Origin of the sequence: uncultured Chitinophaga sp. (genome assembly GCF_937898475.1) — a bacterium.
Taxonomy (GTDB): Bacteria; Bacteroidota; Bacteroidia; order Chitinophagales; family Chitinophagaceae; genus Chitinophaga.
This window is the reverse complement of record NZ_CALEJS010000041.1, coordinates 69,409-87,806: the sequence shown is the minus strand read 5'-3', so window position 1 is coordinate 87,806 and position 18,398 is coordinate 69,409. Positions and strand designations below refer to the sequence as shown.

Annotated in this window: 14 protein-coding genes; 8 read left to right on the top strand and 6 right to left on the bottom strand. The window is 50.1% G+C overall.

From position 1 onward, the window contains the following. Positions 1–186: 186 nt before the first annotated feature. Entirely contained in the window at positions 187–561 is a 375-nt protein-coding gene (locus Q0577_RS24785) for a LytTR family DNA-binding domain-containing protein (protein WP_298741130.1), read from the top strand. Between the two features lie 60 nt (positions 562–621). Here Q0577_RS24785 and Q0577_RS24780 read toward each other — a convergent pair whose 3' ends face one another. The 5 genes from Q0577_RS24780 to Q0577_RS24760 form a co-directional block, all read right to left on the bottom strand. After that, positions 622–1,836, bottom strand: coding sequence for an epoxide hydrolase family protein (locus Q0577_RS24780; RefSeq protein WP_298741129.1), 1,215 nt, complete (start codon positions 1,834–1,836; stop codon positions 622–624). 300 nt (positions 1,837–2,136) lie between these two features. Further along, complete coding sequence (locus Q0577_RS24775) at positions 2,137–4,179, bottom strand: hypothetical protein (protein ID WP_298741128.1); 2,043 nt, start codon at positions 4,177–4,179, stop codon at positions 2,137–2,139. A gap of 35 nt (positions 4,180–4,214) precedes the next feature. Next, entirely contained in the window at positions 4,215–4,727 is a 513-nt protein-coding gene (gene idi, locus Q0577_RS24770) for an isopentenyl-diphosphate Delta-isomerase (protein ID WP_298741127.1), read from the bottom strand. A gap of 139 nt (positions 4,728–4,866) precedes the next feature. Then, positions 4,867–7,797: an FAD-binding and (Fe-S)-binding domain-containing protein gene (locus Q0577_RS24765; RefSeq protein ID WP_298741126.1), complete on the bottom strand. Its 2,931-nt coding sequence runs from the start codon at positions 7,795–7,797 to the stop codon at positions 4,867–4,869. 133 nt (positions 7,798–7,930) lie between these two features. Then, entirely contained in the window at positions 7,931–9,010 is a 1,080-nt protein-coding gene (locus Q0577_RS24760) for a DUF72 domain-containing protein (protein ID WP_298741125.1), read from the bottom strand. Positions 9,011–9,237: 227 nt separating this feature from the next. Here Q0577_RS24760 and Q0577_RS24755 point away from each other — a divergent pair, with 227 nt between their 5' ends. From Q0577_RS24755 to Q0577_RS24745, 3 genes are read left to right on the top strand one after another with little or no spacing between them, the layout of a single operon-like run. Then, positions 9,238–10,665: a glycogen synthase gene (locus tag Q0577_RS24755; protein ID WP_298741124.1), complete on the top strand. Its 1,428-nt coding sequence runs from the start codon at positions 9,238–9,240 to the stop codon at positions 10,663–10,665. A gap of 47 nt (positions 10,666–10,712) precedes the next feature. Next, a complete protein-coding gene (locus tag Q0577_RS24750; RefSeq protein WP_298741122.1) occupies positions 10,713–11,984 on the top strand; it encodes a glucose-1-phosphate adenylyltransferase in 1,272 nt (423 codons plus the stop codon). 24 nt (positions 11,985–12,008) lie between these two features. Next, the gene (locus Q0577_RS24745; RefSeq protein WP_298741120.1) at positions 12,009–13,475 is read left to right on the top strand and encodes a glycoside hydrolase family 130 protein; all 1,467 of its coding nucleotides are present in this window, start codon (positions 12,009–12,011) and stop codon (positions 13,473–13,475) included. Between the two features lie 2 nt (positions 13,476–13,477). On the opposite strand, the gene Q0577_RS24740 is transcribed toward Q0577_RS24745, so the two are convergent. Next, positions 13,478–14,482, bottom strand: a complete 1,005-nt coding sequence (locus Q0577_RS24740) for a glycosyltransferase family 4 protein (RefSeq protein ID WP_298741118.1) — start codon at positions 14,480–14,482, stop codon at positions 13,478–13,480. A 214-nt stretch (positions 14,483–14,696) separates the two neighbouring features. On the opposite strand from Q0577_RS24740, the gene Q0577_RS24735 reads away from it, so the two are divergent. The 4 genes from Q0577_RS24735 (at position 14,697) to Q0577_RS24720 (ending at position 18,179) form a co-directional block, all read left to right on the top strand. Continuing rightward, positions 14,697–15,224: a hypothetical protein gene (locus Q0577_RS24735; RefSeq protein ID WP_298741117.1), complete on the top strand. Its 528-nt coding sequence runs from the start codon at positions 14,697–14,699 to the stop codon at positions 15,222–15,224. 112 nt (positions 15,225–15,336) lie between these two features. Continuing rightward, the gene (locus tag Q0577_RS24730) at positions 15,337–16,302 is read left to right on the top strand and encodes a transporter (RefSeq protein WP_298741116.1); all 966 of its coding nucleotides are present in this window, start codon (positions 15,337–15,339) and stop codon (positions 16,300–16,302) included. Between the two features lies 1 nt (position 16,303). Beyond that, positions 16,304–17,860 carry a phosphatase PAP2 family protein gene (locus tag Q0577_RS24725; RefSeq protein ID WP_298741115.1) on the top strand — a complete coding sequence of 519 codons (1,557 nt, stop codon included), beginning with the start codon at positions 16,304–16,306 and terminating at the stop codon, positions 17,858–17,860. A gap of 22 nt (positions 17,861–17,882) precedes the next feature. Next, entirely contained in the window at positions 17,883–18,179 is a 297-nt protein-coding gene (locus Q0577_RS24720; RefSeq protein WP_298741114.1) for a hypothetical protein, read from the top strand. Positions 18,180–18,398: the final 219 nt, after the last annotated feature.

Sequence of the window (18,398 nt, the reverse complement as noted above, 5' to 3'; positions counted from 1 at the left end):
ATTTATTTTCAAGCCGGCAAGCGATGCCTGCTCCGTTTTATTTCGTGGATAAGCGATGCATTCACCGCGCTATTTCGTGGCGCGGGCTATTGACGTAAACGCTAACGGGGTGGTTTTGAAATAATTGCTGTAATGGCACACAATTCGGGAATAGCAGGATAGTATTGACCCTAAATAATGCATAAGATGGAACATGTAGCCGCAGTAAACGATATTGCCTTCAAGAGAAGTTTCCTGGTGTACAAACGTAATAAGTACATAACAGTACCTACGGAAAATATTTTCCTTTTCTATGTCAGGTATGAGTCTACCATGATTGTATCTTTTGACAGGAGGGAGTACCCGGTAAATTACTCGCTGGAGCAGATCCGGCATTTTCTGCCAAGAGAACAATTTTTCCGTTTGAACAGGCAATGCCTGATCAATTTCAATGCAATAAAAGAAGTAGAACGGTATTTTACCCGCAGGCTGCTGGTGGTACCGGTGATGGGCTTTACCCATCAGTTGCTGGTATCCCGGGAGAAAGCCGGTAGTTTTCTCAGCTGGCTGGAGAACAGGTAGCCCATCCTGGAAGGACGTGATGCCATCGTCACGTCCTTCCAGGATCTCCATCATACCCGGTCAACGCAATGACCTGAAGCCCGCACGGATGTCTGCAACAAGGCGCTCAGGCTGTTCCCATGCGGCAAAGTGACCGCCTTTATCCTGCTTTTTGTAATAGATCATGTTGGGATAAGCTTGCTCAGCCCAGCTGCGTGGCGCGGGGCACAGGTCATCAGGGAAAGCACTTACTGCAACAGGTATCTTCACCCCCTTAGGTTCAAAAAAGGGAAGCTTATTTTCCCAGTAAAGACGGGCAGCGGATACTCCGGTATTGGTAAGCCAGAAAAGCGTAATATTGTCCAGCACATCATCGCAGGTAAGCCCTTCTTTTTCGCCGGCAAATGAACGTGCAATCAGTTCCAGGCTCCGGCGGTCGTGGTCAATCATGAAGGTGGCAAGGCCTACCGGCGAGTCTGATAGCCCTGCCAGCGTTTCGGGCCGTGTACCCATGAAAAATGCATAGTAAACATCTTTGTAGAATGCGCTCAGCTGTTCGTATATCTCTTTTTCTTCCGGGGAAAGACCTGCCGGTGCGGGTTCGCCTGCAAAAGTCATGCGGTTGATATCCGGCGGTATGGCACCTGGCATATTGGTATGAATACCAAGCAGGTCATCGGGCGACTGCACGGCCATCATATCGGTAATAATTGCACCCCAGTCGCCACCCTGGGCCAGGAATTTTTCATATCCCAGGCGTTTCATCAATACTACCCAGGCATCTGCGATACGCTCCGGTCCCCAACCGGTTTCAGCGGGTTTGCCTGAAAATCCGTAACCCGGCATAGACGGTATCACTACATGGAACGCATCAGCGGCAGTTCCACCATAGGTGGTGGGATCAGTAAGGGGATCGATGATCTTCAGCTGCTCGACCACCGATCCGGGCCAGCCGTGTGTAATGATCAGCGGCAAAGCATCTTCATGCCTGGAGCGTACATGAATAAAATGAATATCCAGGCCATCAATTTCTGTTATAAATTGCGGGTAGGCGTTCATTTTTGCTTCCACCTTGCGCCAGTCGTATTCACTGGCCCAGTAATGGGTAAGCGCTTCAATGGTGGCCAGCGGTACGCCCTGCGAGAAACCGTTGACGGTTTCTTTCTCCGGAAGGCGTGTCGCCACAATACGACGATGGAGCTCGTCCAGATCGGCATCCGGGATATGCACCTCAAATGGACGGATGGCTGCGGCAGACCCGATTGACGGGGCTACAGCGCTTTCACTCTTTTTCATGGTGTAGATTTTTAGCGTTTGGGATGATTTACTCGTGTAAATGTATCCCACGCAGCAGCCCTCAGCCAAGTACTGAACAGGCCAGGCGTACCAGGTTGGCCATGAAGCAGCCGGTTTCTTCGGTGAAGTGACGGGGGATTCCCGGAGATGTTATGTAGATATTATGTAGATGTTATGTAGATGTTATGTAGATAATATCTCTCTTTAAAGAGACATAATATCTATACCTGATCTACACAAGATCGTTATGATATCCGGCAGCTTTGATGCAACTACCCGCAATAAGCGGCCGGATACTGTCTATTTCAGGTGCTTATTGTACTTATCTAATGACCCTACATAAAACGTGCGGAACACTTTTCCACGTTGCTGGACAGTTATCTTGAGCCGCCGTTTCTTTTTCAGGTTGCCCAGCCGGGATTGTTTGACGGATTTGATGTGGATACTCCTGGCCAGTTCTGATGTGGTTAGGGGTATGTCTGCGACCGGTGATGCATCATCCGGCGCTGTTAAAGCAGGCCATTGAGTGGGTGGAAGCAGGGCCGGTATGTTTGTTTGCCCGCCGGTGAGGATAGTGGTGTGCAGTGTTTGCTCGTCCTCCTGGGCTTCAATGGCAACCGCTATGGTAGGCGGAAGCGGTTGCATAAAGTGTTGTAAGACCAGCTGTACCTGTGGTGCAAAGGGATCATTATACAACTGGTTCATCACCTGCTGCAGGGAGATCCCGGGAGTGACCGGCAGTAAGCGCAAAGAATCCTGGAACCGCGCTGAAGTATCTGCCAGGTAGGCCCGGGGAGCGGCAACAAGCGCCTGCTGATTACTTGTGGTAGCGGTACCTTGCGCCTGCGCTTTTAAATGCTGTTCCAGCTGCAGGCTTTCGAGGCGGCTGGCCAGTTTGTCCACCACTTTGCCGCTGAAGGTATAAAACGTAGCCCTCAGGGGATCAGAGGTGGGGATATTGCCCAGGGTAGGATGTGGCCCATTGGTGGCAATATCCATAACGATCTTTTCCGCAAATACCCGCAGGCGGCCATTTTCTGTATAGAACCGTACCTGCAGCTTTCCGGGGGCTTCGCTACTCCACTTTTTCACCAGGTTCTCATAGGGGATCATATGAGAGTTTACGGCATACAGTCCTGCCACCAGGTTACCACCCGTTGTTTTGCCGCCTATCTGCGAAGCCCGGATATGCAGCCATTCCCAGTTCTGGGACAGGTCAAAGTCTTGTCCGTGGACCTTATTGGCAAAAGCGGCGGCGCCCAGTGCATTCCAGTTATTCATGGCTTTGGCCTGTCCGCCGCCGCGTGGTGTTTTACCAAAGCTGTTCACCCAGCCCTCTGTAGCGGGCAGCGGAAGCGAATTAAAAGATGATTCCAGTTTCCTGAGGGTTGCCTGGTTATTTCCAAAATCATCCTTATAGTTCTTTTTATCGGCTCTCACCTTTGCATTCTTTGACCTGGTAAGCTGCTGTGTAGACACGTATACAACATCATTCAATACGGTTGTGTTTGACTGCGCATGCAGCGCTTCCTGCCTGAACTGTTCGAATTCCGCATCGTTAAGGTGACGCATTTCCACGCCACTGTACCTGGGAAAATCCTTCTCTTTGATACCCAACTGCCTCAAAACATCGTGCAGGGAAGGGTAGCCCTTTACAGCCAGTATGCCTTTAGCCCGGGGACTGCGGTTACTGGTGCCTCCTGGCCAGTATGCGGGCCCTCCGCGTCGTAATACTTCAATTAAGCGCTGCTGTAGAAAAACGTTATTAATGCCAGTTGCTTCACGCAAATCGCCGTTTTCATCCATGTACCAAATCTTACCAAACCGGCCTTTATAGGTGTCATAATTTGGCACCACATTGCCAACTGCCTGAGGTATGTTCATTCTTAACGCTTGTATTTCATCACTCTCATACCACTCGATCAATTTCGTCAGGCCTTCATAATCCCCGAAAACATAGCTTCTGCCGTTTTTAGACAGGAAGCCTACTTCATTTCCGGTGGCCTGATCTTCATAGATATTATTGTCCGCATCCTTTAGTGCCACCTCACGTTGTACTACCGCCTGTGCCGTACCGGCAACAGGTTTGGGGGATAGCCGGAACCGTTGTACAGGTGTGGCAGCCGGCCCGTTTGCTGTCAATGGTACTAAAGCCTGTTGTACGCCGGACCATGATTTTTCCGGTACTTGTCTTTCTGTATAAGCAGCTGTTGTTGAAGGATTCCCTGTGAATGGAGCAGCTACCGCTGTTCTTTGTGCCACGCCCCTGGTAGCACTGATGTTTTCTGATACAGAGCGCCCGGAGTTGCCGGTAGTTGATACAGGATGGCGTTTATATGGCATAACTGAGGGAATATGTGAGTTATTTTGAATAGACTTCACAAATGCTCCAGCACCGTAGGATAGGCCATTTTGAACCAGTAAGTAAAGCGTTCAGGGCTTTCACGTATCTGCCGGCTGATCTCCTGTAATGAAAAAAAGCCGTATTCTTCCACTTCTTCCGTATCCGGCACAATTTCGCCGTCAAAAACGCCCAGGAACACATGATCATATTCATGCTCTATCAGCCCGTTGTCAAAGGTAGCGTGGTAAGTAAAGGTAAATATTTTCTGTAACTGGCAGTCAAATCCCATTTCCTCCTGCAGGCGGCGGTGTGCGGCATCTGCCACTTCTTCTCCCGGGGCCGGGTGACTGCAGCAGGCGTTGGTCCACAGGCCGCCGGAATGGTACTTATGGCTGGCCCGTCTGTGTAGCAGCATTTCGCCACGGCTATTGATCACAAAAACAGAAAAAGCCCGGTGCAACAGCCCTTTCCGGTGCGCTTCCAGCTTTTCCATTGTGGCAACCGCTTCGTCGCGCTCGTTGACCAGGATAATGTGGTTAGATCTCATATAATAAAGGGTATTGAGGGAAAATGGGTATTGTTTCTAAGATAGGGATTTATGCCCATATGAGCAAAATAATATGTGGATTTCCGTGCCTATCTGCCATCGTATTTTCCCGCTGTCCTGGTCTGTGCAGTGTGCTTCATTAAAGCAGCGCATCATACAATATCTCCACCGGATGCAGCGCCGTCTTACCGGTACCATCTTTTACCTGGTGGCGGCAGCTGGTGCCTGGTGCAGCAATGATCGTATCAGCAGCTGCGTTACGCACAGCGGGGAACAATACCATTTCACCTATCTGCATGGAAAGGTCATAATGTTCTTTCTCATAACCAAAGGAACCGGCCATGCCGCAGCAACCGGAGGGGATCACCTCTACGGTATACTGCTCCGGTAAGGAGAGGATCTTTTTGCTGTGCAGTGAAGAGGAAAGTGCTTTCTGCTGGCAATGCCCGTGCAGCTTGATATGGCGTTTCTCTGTGCTGAACTGCTCTTTGCGGATCTTGCCCTGGTCTGCTGCATTGGCCAGGAATTCATCCACCAGGTACACATGCCGGGCCAGTTCTTTTGCAGAGCTGCGCAGCTCTTCGCGTACCAGGTCGGGGTATTCATCCCGGAAGCTCAGTATGGCAGAAGGCTCAATACCCAGCAGGGGTATGTTGGCATTGATAATGTCTTTGAATATGCGCACATTCTCTTCGGCTTTCTCCCGCGCTTTGCGGAGCATGCCTTTTGACATTAATGCCCTGGCGCTTTCGGGGTGTTCTGTCATCCTCACTTCAAAGCCTAAACGGTGCAGCAGCTGTACGGTTTTAATGCCTATCGCAGTATCATTGTAATTGGTGAATTCGTCGCAGAACAGGTACACTACCGGTGCACCTGCTGCCAGGGGTGTACGTTCTGCAGGCCATTTTTTACGGAACCAGCTTTTAAAGGTAGTATGGTGGAGCCCCGGTAAAGAACGTTTGGTGGCAAAACCGGAAATCTTTTTAATAAGGCTGCCGGTGGCTTTGTTATCCACCAGCCAGTTGTATATGCCGGGAGCGATGGCGGCCAGCTTATTCAGCGCGGAATAACTGGTGATCATCCGTACGCGGAAAGGTACTCCATTTGCATCATGGTAATGCTGCAGGAATTCCATCTTCAGTTTGGCCATGTCTACATTGGACGGGCATTCGGATTTACAGCCCTTGCATGCCAGGCAAAGGTCCAGCACATCGTAGATCTCATCATGGTCAAAACGGTTCTCTTTCTGTGAATGGGTAAGGAATTCGCGGAGGATGTTAGCCCTGGCGCGGGTGGTATCTTTTTCATTCCGGGTGGCCATATAGCTGGGGCACATGGTGCCGCCGCTGAGATGCGTCTTGCGGCAGTCGCCCGAGCCGTTGCACTGCTCTGCGTGCTGCAGGATGGTCTGCTCCGGGAAATGGAAGATGGTAGCGATGGGAGGCACCTGCTGCCCGGGTTCGTAGCGCAGCATGCTGTTCATTGACGGCGTGTCTACGATCTTGTTCGGGTTGAAGATGTTATCGGGATCCCAGGTGTATTTTACCTGGCGCAGCAGCTCGTAGTTCTTTTCGCCGATCATCTGGCGGATAAACTCGCCCCTGAGGCGGCCATCCCCATGCTCGCCGCTCAGGGAGCCCTGGTATTTCTTAACCAGTGTGGCTATTTCCTCGGCTATTTTACGGAAGAGCATATTGCCTTCTTCCGTTTTCAGGTTGATGATGGGCCTGAGGTGGATCTCCCCGCTGCCCGCATGAGCGTAGTGTACGGAGTAGAGATCATATTTTTTCAGGATCTCGTTAAAGTCGCGTATATAGGCCGGGAGGTCTTCCACATCCACGGCGGTGTCTTCGATCACCGGCACGGCCTTTTCATCGCCGGGGAGGTTGGACAGGAGGCCGAGGCCCGCTTTACGCAGGGTCCATACCTTTTTGGTATCATCGCCGAACAGGAGGGGGAAGTGGTATCCCAGTCCTGCAGCCTGCAGTTCCTGCTGCAGTTGTGCGGCAATGGTCTTAATATCCTCGCGGTTGTCGCGCAGGAACTCTACTACCAGTATGGCGCCCGGATCGCCCTGAACAAAAAAGCGGTTCTTGCTTTGCTCAATATTGTCTTTGGTACACTCCAGTATATAGTGATCTATCAGTTCGCTGGCGCTTGGTTTGTACCGCATGGCGATGACGTTGGCGCGCAGTGATTCATCTATGCTGTTGAAATGGATGCACAGCAGGCCTGTTTCTTTAGGCGGCAGCGGTACGATGTTCAGCTTGATCTCTGTCAGGAAGGCCAGGGTACCCTCAGAACCGGCTATCAGGCTGCAGAAGTTAAAATCAGGTGCGCCGGCGGTAAAAGGAGCTGTTTCCAGCAGCATATCGATGGCGTAGCCGGTATTACGGCGGGCAATGCTCTTTTTGGGAAATTCGCGGCGGATCTCCTCCTGATTGGTATGGTTGCCCAGCAGGGTCCTGATGTGCTTATATACGCGTGTTTCCATGCTGCCGTCTGTACGTTCGCAACGGGCATGGAACTCGTCCGGCGACAAAGTATGGAATACCGCTTCGCTGCCATCGCTGAGCAAGGCTTTTACTTCCAGCAGGTGTTCGCGGGTACTGCCGTATACCACTGAGTTGGATCCGCAGGAGTTATTGCCCACCATGCCGCCTATCATGGCGCGGTTGGCAGTAGAGGTTTCAGGGCCAAAATAAAAGCCGTGGGGCTTCAGGAAAAGGTTCAGCTCATCCCTGATCACGCCGGGCTGCACGCGTACCCAGCGCTCTTCTTTATTGATCTCCAGGATGCGGGTAAAGGTTCTCGACACGTCTACGATGATGCCGTTGCCTACCACTTGTCCGGCGAGCGATGTACCGGCTGTACGTGGTATCAGGGAGGTTTTGTTCTCCCTGGCAAAAGTGATGAGCCGTTTGATATCCCCTTCATGAGCCGGTATCGCTACTGCCAGTGGCATTTCGCGGTAGGCCGACGCATCGGTGGCGTATAACGTGCGCATGGTATCGTCATCGTAAAGGGTGCCCTCTAATTCCAGGGCCAGTTGCCGGAGCTTTTCACGCATATAAGATCAGATCTAACCGTTTTCCGGGGCGAAATTAGTGTGAGATTTATTAAATGTCAAAGATCAGCCGTCATACCACTGTTTGTTTTTAAGCAGTATAGCAGCAAATTTGTATAAATGGCTCATTAACAGGCTATCTGGCAGCTTTCTTTACCGGCTTTTTTGTGGCTTTTTTTGTTGTGGGCCTGGCCGCTGCCCTGGTGGGTTGCTTTGCAGCCGCCTTAGCGGGCCGCTTTACGGCTGCTTTTGTTGGTTGTTTAGCTACTGTTTTTGCAGGCTTTTTTGCGGCTGGTTTTGCAGGCGCCTTCAGCGGTGAAGACGTTGTTACGAACTGCGGCCGCATTACCTCCACACCGCATACGGCTTTGATCTTGTCTGCCAGGTATACCGACAGTTCAGGAGAATAGGCTTCATCATGCATATGCATGAAAAAGTACAGTTCTTTCAGGCCCTGTTCCAGCCAGTAATGGATGCGGTTCACCCAATCGTCTATACGGGTATAATCGGTAGGGTGCAGGCTGTTGCCTACAAACCGGATGAAGGCTTTGGGCACTGTCAGCTCCATATGGGCGCAATCGCGGCGGCCGGCGGTATCGGTGATGATCAGGCCTACTTTCAGCTTTTGCAGGGTACGCAGCAGTTCCAGCCGTACAGCTTCATCGCTGAACCATTCAGGATGCCTTACTTCCAGGAAGAATTGGAGGTCTTTGGGCAGGCTGGCCAGGTATTCAAATAGCGCGTCTTTACGTTTGGGAGAAAAGCGGTCGCTTACCTGCAGGAAGATGGGCCCCAGCTGTTGTTCAAAGGCCAGCACCCCTTCCAGGAAGGCGGTGGTCTGCGGCCCGGCATTGGTGAGCTGGCTGTAATGACTGATGGACTGCGACACTTTGGGACAGAACTTAAAACCGGGCTGGCCCTTTGCCTTCTCACCCCATTTGCGGATGGTTTCCGGTCCGTATACCTGGTAGTGTGTGGCGTTCAGCTCAATGCTGTTATAATGCTTTACATACTCATCGAGAAAATTGGCCTCTTTGGTTCCCTGGGGATAGATCTTACCGATCCATTCCTTGCGTCCCCATTTGGCGCAGCCCAGGTATATCTTCGGCTGTCTGGCAGCCGGCCCTTTCAGAATCTTCTTATTGAGCGCTGGTTCTGCCGGCAGCTTGAAGTCTATTTCATCCAGCAGGGGAGTGTCTACACGTCCAAAATCCATGACAGTCAGGTTTTACTGGTTGGAGGTTTAAAGTTTGAGGTTTAAAGTTAGTTAAAAGTTGGCCGCCAGGGCAAATGCAGCAGAACAGGACAACTACTCCTGCGCCTCTTGCTTCCAACGATCTTTAAACCTTAAGCGTCCATCTCAAACTAAAAATTAATTTCGATTGTTCTTTGTTTATTAAGTTTTTCTAAGGTAACTTAAAAGTATCTATTTAATTGTTTAGCATGGAAGTATTGCACGTTAGCGCGGAATGTTACCCGGTAGCCAAGGTAGGAGGATTAGGTGATGTTGTGGGCGCCCTGCCCAAATATCAGTTCCAGGCAGGATGTATCGCCAAAGTAGTGATCCCGGCCTATAAGACCCGCTTCTTTGAAACGCATGAATTTGATATTGTGCACCAGGCCGGCATGTGGCTGGGGCACCAGTGGTACCACTTCAACGTGTGGAAAGAGAAAAGCAATGTATTAGGCTTTGATCTGTACCTGCTGGATATTCCGGGCCTGCTGGACAAAGAAGGCGTATATGGACACTATAACGATACGGAAAGGTTCCTGGGCTTTCAGATTGCCGTGCTGGACTGGCTGAACGAATGGCAGCACCACCCCAATGTGATACACTGCCACGATCACCATACCGGCCTGATCCCGTTCCTGATGAGCTATGGTTATAAGTACGGGCGGCTAAGGGACATCGCTTCCGTTATTACCATTCACAATGCACAGTACCAGGGACAGTTTGGCTGGGATCGTCAATATCTGCTCCCTTCCTTCGATCTCTGGAAATCCGGTCTGCTGGACTGGAACGGGGCCATTAACCCGCTGGCTGCAGCTATCAAATGCGCCTGGCGTGTTACGACCGTATCGCCCAGCTATATGGAAGAGCTGTATACATCCGCCAACGGGCTTGAGAGCCTGCTAAGCCATGAACGCGGCAAAGCCGTGGGCATACTCAATGGTATCGATACCGAGGTATGGGACCCCGCTACAGACCCCATGCTGCCGGCTAACTATGATGAACACACGTTTAATGCCGGCAAAGCCGAGAATAAAGCCGCCCTTTGCCGGGAGTTCGGGCTTGACCCCCAACTGCCGCTAATCTCCTTCATAGGCAGGCTGGTCATCGAAAAAGGAGCCGACCTTCTCCCTGAAATCATCGGACGATCCCTATACGAACTTTCCGGCCGTGTAAACTTTATGCTGTTGGGTAGCGGGGATGCGCATGTGGAATGGTCTCTACAACAAACGCGGCATTATGCCCCTGCTCACTTCAATGTTCAGATAGGATACAATGAAGCACTTTCACACAGAATATATGCCGCCAGCGATTTCCTGCTGATGCCTTCCCGCGTAGAGCCCTGCGGCCTCAATCAGCTTTATTCCCTTCGCTACGGTACCATCCCCATTGTACGCAGCGTAGGCGGTTTAAAAGATACCGTAACAGATATTGGTGATGAAAACGGATTTGGCATACGTTTTATACATGCTGTAGGGTGGGACGCCTGCAGGGCAATAGGCCGGGCAGTCGCCTTATACGAAGACCAGGAAGTAACCATGCAGCACATACGGCAATATATCATGCAGCTGGATCACTCATGGGATACGGCAGCAAAACAGTACCTCAGCCTTTACCAGTCGATTGCGATCGTCCCGTGATACTTTGCACGCCACAATTATTAACTAATGAAAAATTAATCTAACATATGTCCAATGCAATCATTTCACTCATACTGGGCGGAGGCGCAGGTACACGCCTGTATCCCTTAACCCGCCGGCGTTCCAAACCGGCCGTACCCCTGGCTGGAAAATACCGGCTGGTAGATATACCTATCTCCAACTGCCTGAATGCGGATATGAACCGCATATTTGTGCTTACACAGTACAACTCGGCTTCGTTGAACAAGCATATAAAGAATACCTACCACTTCAGCCATTTCAGCAAAGCTTTTGTAGATATACTGGCGGCAGAGCAAACACCTGATAACCCAACCTGGTACCAGGGCACTGCGGATGCAGTGCGGCAATGCCTTCATCATATCGACAATTTTGAGTTTGACTATGTGCTCATCCTATCCGGCGACCAGCTCTACCAGATGGATTTCCGGGAAATGCTCCAGTTCCATATAGAGCAGGAGGCAGAGATCACCATCGCCACCATCCCGGTGAACGCTAAAGATGCGTCCGATTTCGGGATACTGAAAACGGATCCCAATGCGCTCATCACCTCCTTTACGGAAAAACCCAAACAGGAACAGCTGGGGCCCTGGTCTTCCCCGGTGAGCACAGAGATGGAGGCAGAAGGCCGTATATACCTGGCCAGCATGGGGATTTACCTGTTCAGCCGTAAAGTGCTGTATGACCTGCTGAACGGACAGGAAGCGGCCACGGATTTCGGCAAGGAGCTGATCCCTTTTGCCATTAATGCGGATTATAAAGTAGTGAGCTACCAGTATGAAGGCTATTGGACAGACATCGGGAATATCAGCTCTTTCTGGGAAGCCAATATCGGGCTAACAGACGACATCCCCAAGTTCAATTTATTTGACGAGACCAAAACCATCTTCTCCCGCGCCCGCATGCTGCCGCCTGCCAAGATATCTGCCACCATCAAAAAGGCTATCATAGCAGACGGATGCATTATCCTGGACAGTGTGCTGGAAAAATGCGTGGTGGGCATCCGTACGCGTATCGGGAAGGGATCGGTGATCAAAAACAGCTTTATTATGGGCAGTGATTATTACCAGACACTGGAAGAACTTGAAAAGGCGAAAGCCAAAGGATATCCTCCCATGGGCATCGGCGACAACTGCCAGATCAAAGACGCCATCATCGATAAGAACTGCAGTATCGGCAATGGCGTAAAGATCAACGTGGGTGAACGCCTGCCTGATGGCGAACATGAAAAATATACCGTCAAGGATGGGATCGTTGTGATAAAGAAGGGTATGGTATTGGAGGACGGATTTGTTATTTAGCCGCTAATTGCTAAAAGCCAGAGAATGCGCTTATCGATAGAACGACAACCAGCAAAGATCTATCCTGATATGAAACGGGTGGTGGCCCGTTTTTTCTTTAACGGTGAGGCCAGGGCCAAAGCTATTATCAGCCAGGTAGTCGCCATGAGCGACGCGGAGGTAGCGGCCACGGTAATGCCCTTACTGCGTGAATTCTCCCGCCGCCACCGTAATATTACCCGCATATTTGAACGGCACTGTGACCGGGTAAGACATCTCTTTGCTTCCCAGCAGATCAATTTTGAGGAAGTGGATTATAAAAAGCGCCTGCTCATCGGTTCCTATTTCACCAACGAATACTCCATTGAGTCTGCCGCTTTCTTTAATCCCTCGCTGATAGAGGATATAGACCAGAGCGGCCTTGAAGAAGGTGAGAAACGCGTGATCATCAGCTTCCGTGCAGTGGGTGAAGGACACATCTCTTCCATCGCTTTCCGCCATGGCACCATTAACCGCGATAACGAGATCAAACTGATAACGGCAGGCAACTACGTAGAAGAGGCGGAGGTGATCCGCAACGCCACTTATCATAAGAACAGCTTCTTCCAGAATGCAGTATCCATCAAGCTGCCGGACCCTGTGCTATCCGAAGTACAGAACCGCCTGCCGGAGACCTTTGAATACATCTCCCTGAAACATGTGATACGCGAAATGCAGCAACGCTACCAGGTAGACCACTTCATAAAGAAGGCGCTGGAAAGGCTGCTATGGCTGGCGGATTCTTACTATGAGATCAACTTCTCCCTGGATACCGATATTTCGGACAGGGTGATCTTTCCTTATTCCGAGGCAGAAAGCAAGGGTATTGAAGATGCACGTTTCGTGAAGTTTACCGACCCGCATGGCGATACCACCTATTATGCTACCTACACGGCATACGACGGTGTTACCATCCAGCCCAAGCTGATGCAGACAAAAGACTTTTACAACTTTAAAATATTACCGCTTTACGGCGAAGGGGCACAGAACAAGAACCTGGCCCTTTTTCCCCGTATGATCAATGGCAAGTATGTGATGATCTCCCGCATAGACGGTATCAACAACTACATCATGTACTCAGACCGGATCAATATCTGGGAAAACCCCGAAATACTGCAAACGCCCAAACATCCCTGGGAGTTTGTACAGATAGGCAATTGCGGCTCGCCTATAGAGACCTCCGAAGGCTGGCTGCTGATCACCCATGGTGTGGGTCCTATGCGTACTTACTGCCTGGGGGCAAGTTTGCTGGACCTGGAGAACCCGCGCGTGGAGATAGGACGTTTGAAAGAACCGCTGCTGATGCCTACCAAGGAAGAAAGGGAAGGGTATGTGCCGAATGTACTTTATTCCTGCGGATCCATGATACATAACCAGGAGCTGATCATACCATATGGGTTGTCTGATTATGCTTCCGGTTTTGCTACGGTGGAGCTGGATAAGCTGCTGCAGCGGATTAAGGAGGATGGGTAAACTCAGGCTATGTTCTCATATACTTTAATATACTCATCGACCATCTTCTCTTCGCTAAACTTTTCTTTTGCATAGCGGGCGCAGTAGCTTCTGTCTATCTTCGATATATCATTCACACAATTGATCGCCTGCTGCAGATTATTCACCAGGTACCCCGTTTTGCCGCTTTCTATCACTTCCGGCATGGAGCCCCGTCTGTAGGCGATCACCGGTGTACCACACAGCATGGCCTCAGCTACGCTTAATCCAAACGGTTCCTCAAAATAGACAGGGTGCAGTAATGCGCTGGCCCTTCCCAATACACGGCTGCGTTCCACTCCGCCAACCGGGCCGGTGAATATGATCTGTTCACCATCTATAAAAGGTTTTACTTTTTCCCTGTAGTAGGCCTCATCCTGGATAATGCCTGCGATTATCAGCCGCCGGCCGGTGGCCAGGGCTATCTGGATGGCGTCAAAAGTGCCCTTATCTGCATGGATACGTCCAAAGTATAAAAGGTAATCTTCCGGCTGCCCCTCGAAGGTAAACTCCTCCGTGCGTATACCGTTGTAGACGTTGGCAGTGTAACGCAGCGCCGGACTACGATTGGCCAGGCTGATAGATACATAATAGCCAATATCATTGTACCGTGCATACACCGGGATGATCTTCGGGGAGGAGAAGCCGTGTATGGTAGTGACCATAGGCGTTTTGATCAGGCGGGAATAGGTGAGGGGCAGGAAGTCGAAATGATTGTGAATGATATCAAATTCCCCGGCAAGTTCCATGAGGTAACTGATATGCATACACTCTTGTACCTTGGGGTCCAGCTCCCTGTCTTCTTCATATCCTTTCGGACAAACAGCTGCCAGGGTGCCGCTGGTAACAGAATCGGCGGTGGCAAACAAGGTTACCTCATGGCCGCGGGCCACCAGCCCTTCTGCCAGGTTGGAGGCCATTTGTTCCCAGGGGCCATAATGTACGGGAGGGGTGCGCCATGCTACCGGAGATAAAACAGCGATCTTCATTGTCAGAATTTAGCTTTAAAACGGTGTGTGTCTATCTTCTACAAATAACGTACAAGCTTTGTTTGAACATGGTTTTATATTACAATCACCTATGTATATCGGTTATCATTATGAATGCCATCGTCCATAGCACAAGATGGTTAGCTATATATGAAATAATTTAATTAACTTCCATACCAGGTTGAGAAAAGTAACCGCTATATTGCTTTTGGGGATGTTATTCTACAACTGGTACGGTTACCGGTGGTTATTGTACTGGCAGCAGGAGGAGGCTAACCTGCAACTGGAAGCCAGGCTTGACAAAAAAGAATACGACGAATCCTCCCTGATCGAATTTAAACTTCCCATTGATCTTCCCTACCAGAATGACTGGACCGATTTTGAACCCTGTGATGGAGAAATTACAATTGACGGTATTCACTACAAATACGTAAAACGCAAAATACAGGATGGGATGCTGATCCTGAAATGCATCCCCGATAATGCAAAGCAACAGCTTATTGCTACCCGCGACGAGTACTTTAAACTGGTGAACGGGCTTCCCCAGGCTGGCAGTCCCGGTGAAAAACAAAACGTACCTCAGTCAAAGTCTGAGAAGCATACAATAACTGATTTTGATGTGGAACAGTATTTTAACATGCTGTTTGCCCATCCTGCTTATCCAGCAGGCTATAACGCTTTTCGCCCCGTTCTCTATAATTATATGCTTAGCGCTATACCCGAGCATCCCCCACAGGTGTAGGCGTCTGTTTTTTCATTTTACTTTCTCTGCCTGTGCGGAGAAAGCGTTCACGTTATGGATCCGGCCGGCCTATGATATTTGAGCAATGAAATAACCAAAATCTATTTGTACAATGAAAATTATCACCACAAAAATGGCAGTGGCAGCCACGCTATTGCTATGCGCATTATTGCCCTGCCGCTTGTTTGCGCAAACCGATATTGACGCCCTGATGATGCCTAAGAATGCATTTTGTGTGGGGCCTGTTTATAGCTACAGCAGTTGGACAAACTACTGGGAAGGGACTATGAAAAGAGACAATGAAAATCTGGGAAGGGTATCTACACAAATGGCGGCCATAATGGGCAATTACGGAATTTCAAGGAGATTGAATGCATTATTTAGCGCACCCTGGGTAAAGACCAAAGCATCTGCCGGAACCTTGCACGGCCTGGATGGTATACAGGACCTGAGCCTGTTCCTGAAATGGCAGCCTTTTCAGGCAAAGCTGGGACCCGGAAAATTCTCTGTGTTCGGTATAGGTGGGGTATCATTTCCTTTAAGCAATTATACACCTGATTTTTTGCCGCTTTCTATAGGGCTGCATAGCAAAACCGCTTCGGCCAGGGTAATGGTAGATTACAGGCTGTATAATGGTCTTTTTGCCACGGCTTCTTACACCTATGTGTTCCGGGACAACATTGAAATTGACCGCGAATCTTACTACACTACGCAAATGCATAATACCCATGAGGTAGCAATGCCCAATGCTGCCAATTATAATTTTCGCGCAGGATTCAGGAATTATCGCTGGATAGCTGAAGCAGTAGTGAACAGGTGGGTTACACTGGGCGGGTTTGATATTACCCGGAACAATATGCCCTTTCCCAGTAACAGGATGGAGGCCACTACGGTGGGCGCCAATTTTAAATATGTGCTGCCCCCCATGCCGCAGCTGTCATTTGTAGGGGGAGGCAATACCACCGTAGCCGGAAGGAATATGGGACAGGCTACCACTGTTTACGGCTCCGTTTTCTATGTGCTTGACTTTTCACGTAAGTCAGCCGCCGCTAATCCATCTTCAACCAAAACCAACTGACATGAAGAAGATAATTTTTTACTCCTTCGCTACGCTTGCAGCGGCAGTAATTATCATTGTTGCCTGCAATAAAGATATCACGGGAAGAACTGAAAATATTGCACCGCTGTTTCCCGCCAATATAGACCTTGATGCGGGGTCATGGAAGCCGGTATTGCTTACCGCTCCCTCAGAAATTGCGGTACCCGCCCCCGGCGCTATTAACACACCTGATTACACTGCACAGATCAATGAAATAAAAGCATGGCAGGCGGAGATCACCGATGAGGAAGAACGCATCGTAAAATACTGGAGCGCCGGAGCAGTATTGCGCTGGAATGAGATTCTGCGTGAGCTGGTGGCCAGGCATAACCTGCCGCCTTACCAGAATGAGGATGGTACCTACCCCGCGCCTGATGCGAATAATCCGCTGGCGTACCCGTACTTCCCGTTTGCAAATCCGCCCTATGCGGCAAGAGCCTATGCTTATGTAACGGCAGCACAGTATGATGCGCTGGTGGCCGCATGGTATTATAAAAAACTGTATAACCGGGCGGCGCCCTACACCGTTAATGCTACTGTAAACGCGCTGATCCCCAAATCCGATCTGCCTTCCTATCCTTCGGAAGACGCTACCCTCGCAGCTGCGGCAGCAGAAATGCTGAAGGTGCTCTTTCCCGGCGACCAGGATTATATTCAGCAGAAAGTGGAAGAACATAAAAGAGCCCGCATCATTGCAGGCGCCAATGTACGCAGCGACCTGGAAGCGGGTGAGGCCCTGGGTAAAGCTGTGGCACAGAAGTTTGTAGCAAGGGCCAGGGGAGACAGAGCAGGACAGGCCGGCGGCAATCCGGCAATATGGAAACAGCTGGAAGATGATTGTATAGCAAGGGGAGAGATTCCCTGGAGGAGCCTTGAAGAGCCCAAACGTCCTCCTATGCTGCCGCTGTTCGGAAAAGTGAAGCCTTTCCTTTTTGATTCGCTTACCGTGATCGCGTTGCGTCCCGGTCCGCCTCCTTCCACATCAGGCGGTGATATGAAAATGGAGACTGAGGAAGTGTATACGCAGGTAACAACAAAAGCCACCCGGGAGAACATTCGGATTGTACATTTCTGGGCGGATGGCGTAGGTACTTATACCCCCGCAGGCCATTGGATGGCGATTGCCGCGGAGGATTTTGTAAAGAAAAACTTCAGCGAGGTGCGCTGGGCCCGTAATATGGCCCTGCTGGGTATGGCCGAAATGGATGCCGCTATTGTTTGCTGGGACACGAAGTTTTATTATTTCAATCCACGGCCTACGCAGATGAACCCGAAAATAAAAACGCTGACGGGTATACCGAATTTCCCATCCTACATATCAGGGCATTCCACTTTCAGCGGTGCAGCTGCAAGGTTATTGGGACATCTTGTACCTGAAAGAGCCGCGGCCTATAATGCGATGGCAGAGGAAGCCGCCAGGTCCAGGTTCCTGGGTGGTATTCACTACAATAAAAGCGACTGCATGGTTGGCCTTGATGTAGGCAGGAGCGTAGGCGACTATGCCATACAAAGGGCGAAGACAGACGGAGCCGAATAGTTTTATTCAAAGCCGTACAATGATGAGAATTGCAATAATACTATTGCTGCTGGGATGCTATCTGGTGTCCAGGGCGCAACAGCATGCTGCGCTCACGCAATTATTTCAGTCCGGACATTCACATTCCTTCCATTACACTGAACTGGGCTTCCGCGGCAGCTATCAGTTCCTGAGGTGGGACATCACCGGCTTTCTGCTGCAATGCGACAATCGTTTTGGTACATTGGCACAAACGGACCATACAGGCGCCTTTTACACTTACAGAACCAATATCGGTCATTCGCTTACCAAAAGGGGCAGAGGTATTTGTGCAGGCTAACTGCTTGTTGCCAGGCAGATTATTATTGTCTGTTTTTACATCCACCGCCTTTATACATGCCCGTTAAACTATTCGTCTTTAATAATAAAAAGGTTGGCTCATTCAGGGGCCAACCTTTTTCATCGTTCAGGTTATCATTTAAATTAACCTCTGAACACATTTTAAAGTTTTGAAATTTGGAATTTGGTTTTTGGGATTTACCTTCGTTCCTTCTAAAGG

Excerpts from the sequence above, each read along its gene's own strand:
- Q0577_RS24720 (WP_298741114.1), top strand. The coding sequence starts at position 17,883 with ATGAGAATTGCAATAATACTATTGCTGCTGGGATGCTATCTGGTGTCC.
- Q0577_RS24760 (WP_298741125.1), bottom strand. The coding sequence starts at position 9,010 with ATGGATTTTGGACGTGTAGACACTCCCCTGCTGGATGAAATAGACTTC.
- Q0577_RS24785 (WP_298741130.1), top strand. The coding sequence starts at position 187 with ATGGAACATGTAGCCGCAGTAAACGATATTGCCTTCAAGAGAAGTTTC.
- Q0577_RS24765 (WP_298741126.1), bottom strand. The coding sequence starts at position 7,797 with ATGCGTGAAAAGCTCCGGCAACTGGCCCTGGAATTAGAGGGCACCCTT.
- Q0577_RS24775 (WP_298741128.1), bottom strand. The coding sequence starts at position 4,179 with ATGCCATATAAACGCCATCCTGTATCAACTACCGGCAACTCCGGGCGC.
- Q0577_RS24745 (WP_298741120.1), top strand. The coding sequence starts at position 12,009 with ATGCGCTTATCGATAGAACGACAACCAGCAAAGATCTATCCTGATATG.
- Q0577_RS24780 (WP_298741129.1), bottom strand. The coding sequence starts at position 1,836 with ATGAAAAAGAGTGAAAGCGCTGTAGCCCCGTCAATCGGGTCTGCCGCA.
- Q0577_RS24725 (WP_298741115.1), top strand. The coding sequence starts at position 16,304 with ATGAAGAAGATAATTTTTTACTCCTTCGCTACGCTTGCAGCGGCAGTA.
- Q0577_RS24740 (WP_298741118.1), bottom strand. The coding sequence starts at position 14,482 with ATGAAGATCGCTGTTTTATCTCCGGTAGCATGGCGCACCCCTCCCGTA.
- Q0577_RS24735 (WP_298741117.1), top strand. The coding sequence starts at position 14,697 with ATGTTATTCTACAACTGGTACGGTTACCGGTGGTTATTGTACTGGCAG.
- Q0577_RS24755 (WP_298741124.1), top strand. The coding sequence starts at position 9,238 with ATGGAAGTATTGCACGTTAGCGCGGAATGTTACCCGGTAGCCAAGGTA.
- Q0577_RS24750 (WP_298741122.1), top strand. The coding sequence starts at position 10,713 with ATGTCCAATGCAATCATTTCACTCATACTGGGCGGAGGCGCAGGTACA.
- idi (WP_298741127.1), bottom strand. The coding sequence starts at position 4,727 with ATGAGATCTAACCACATTATCCTGGTCAACGAGCGCGACGAAGCGGTT.
- Q0577_RS24730 (WP_298741116.1), top strand. The coding sequence starts at position 15,337 with ATGAAAATTATCACCACAAAAATGGCAGTGGCAGCCACGCTATTGCTA.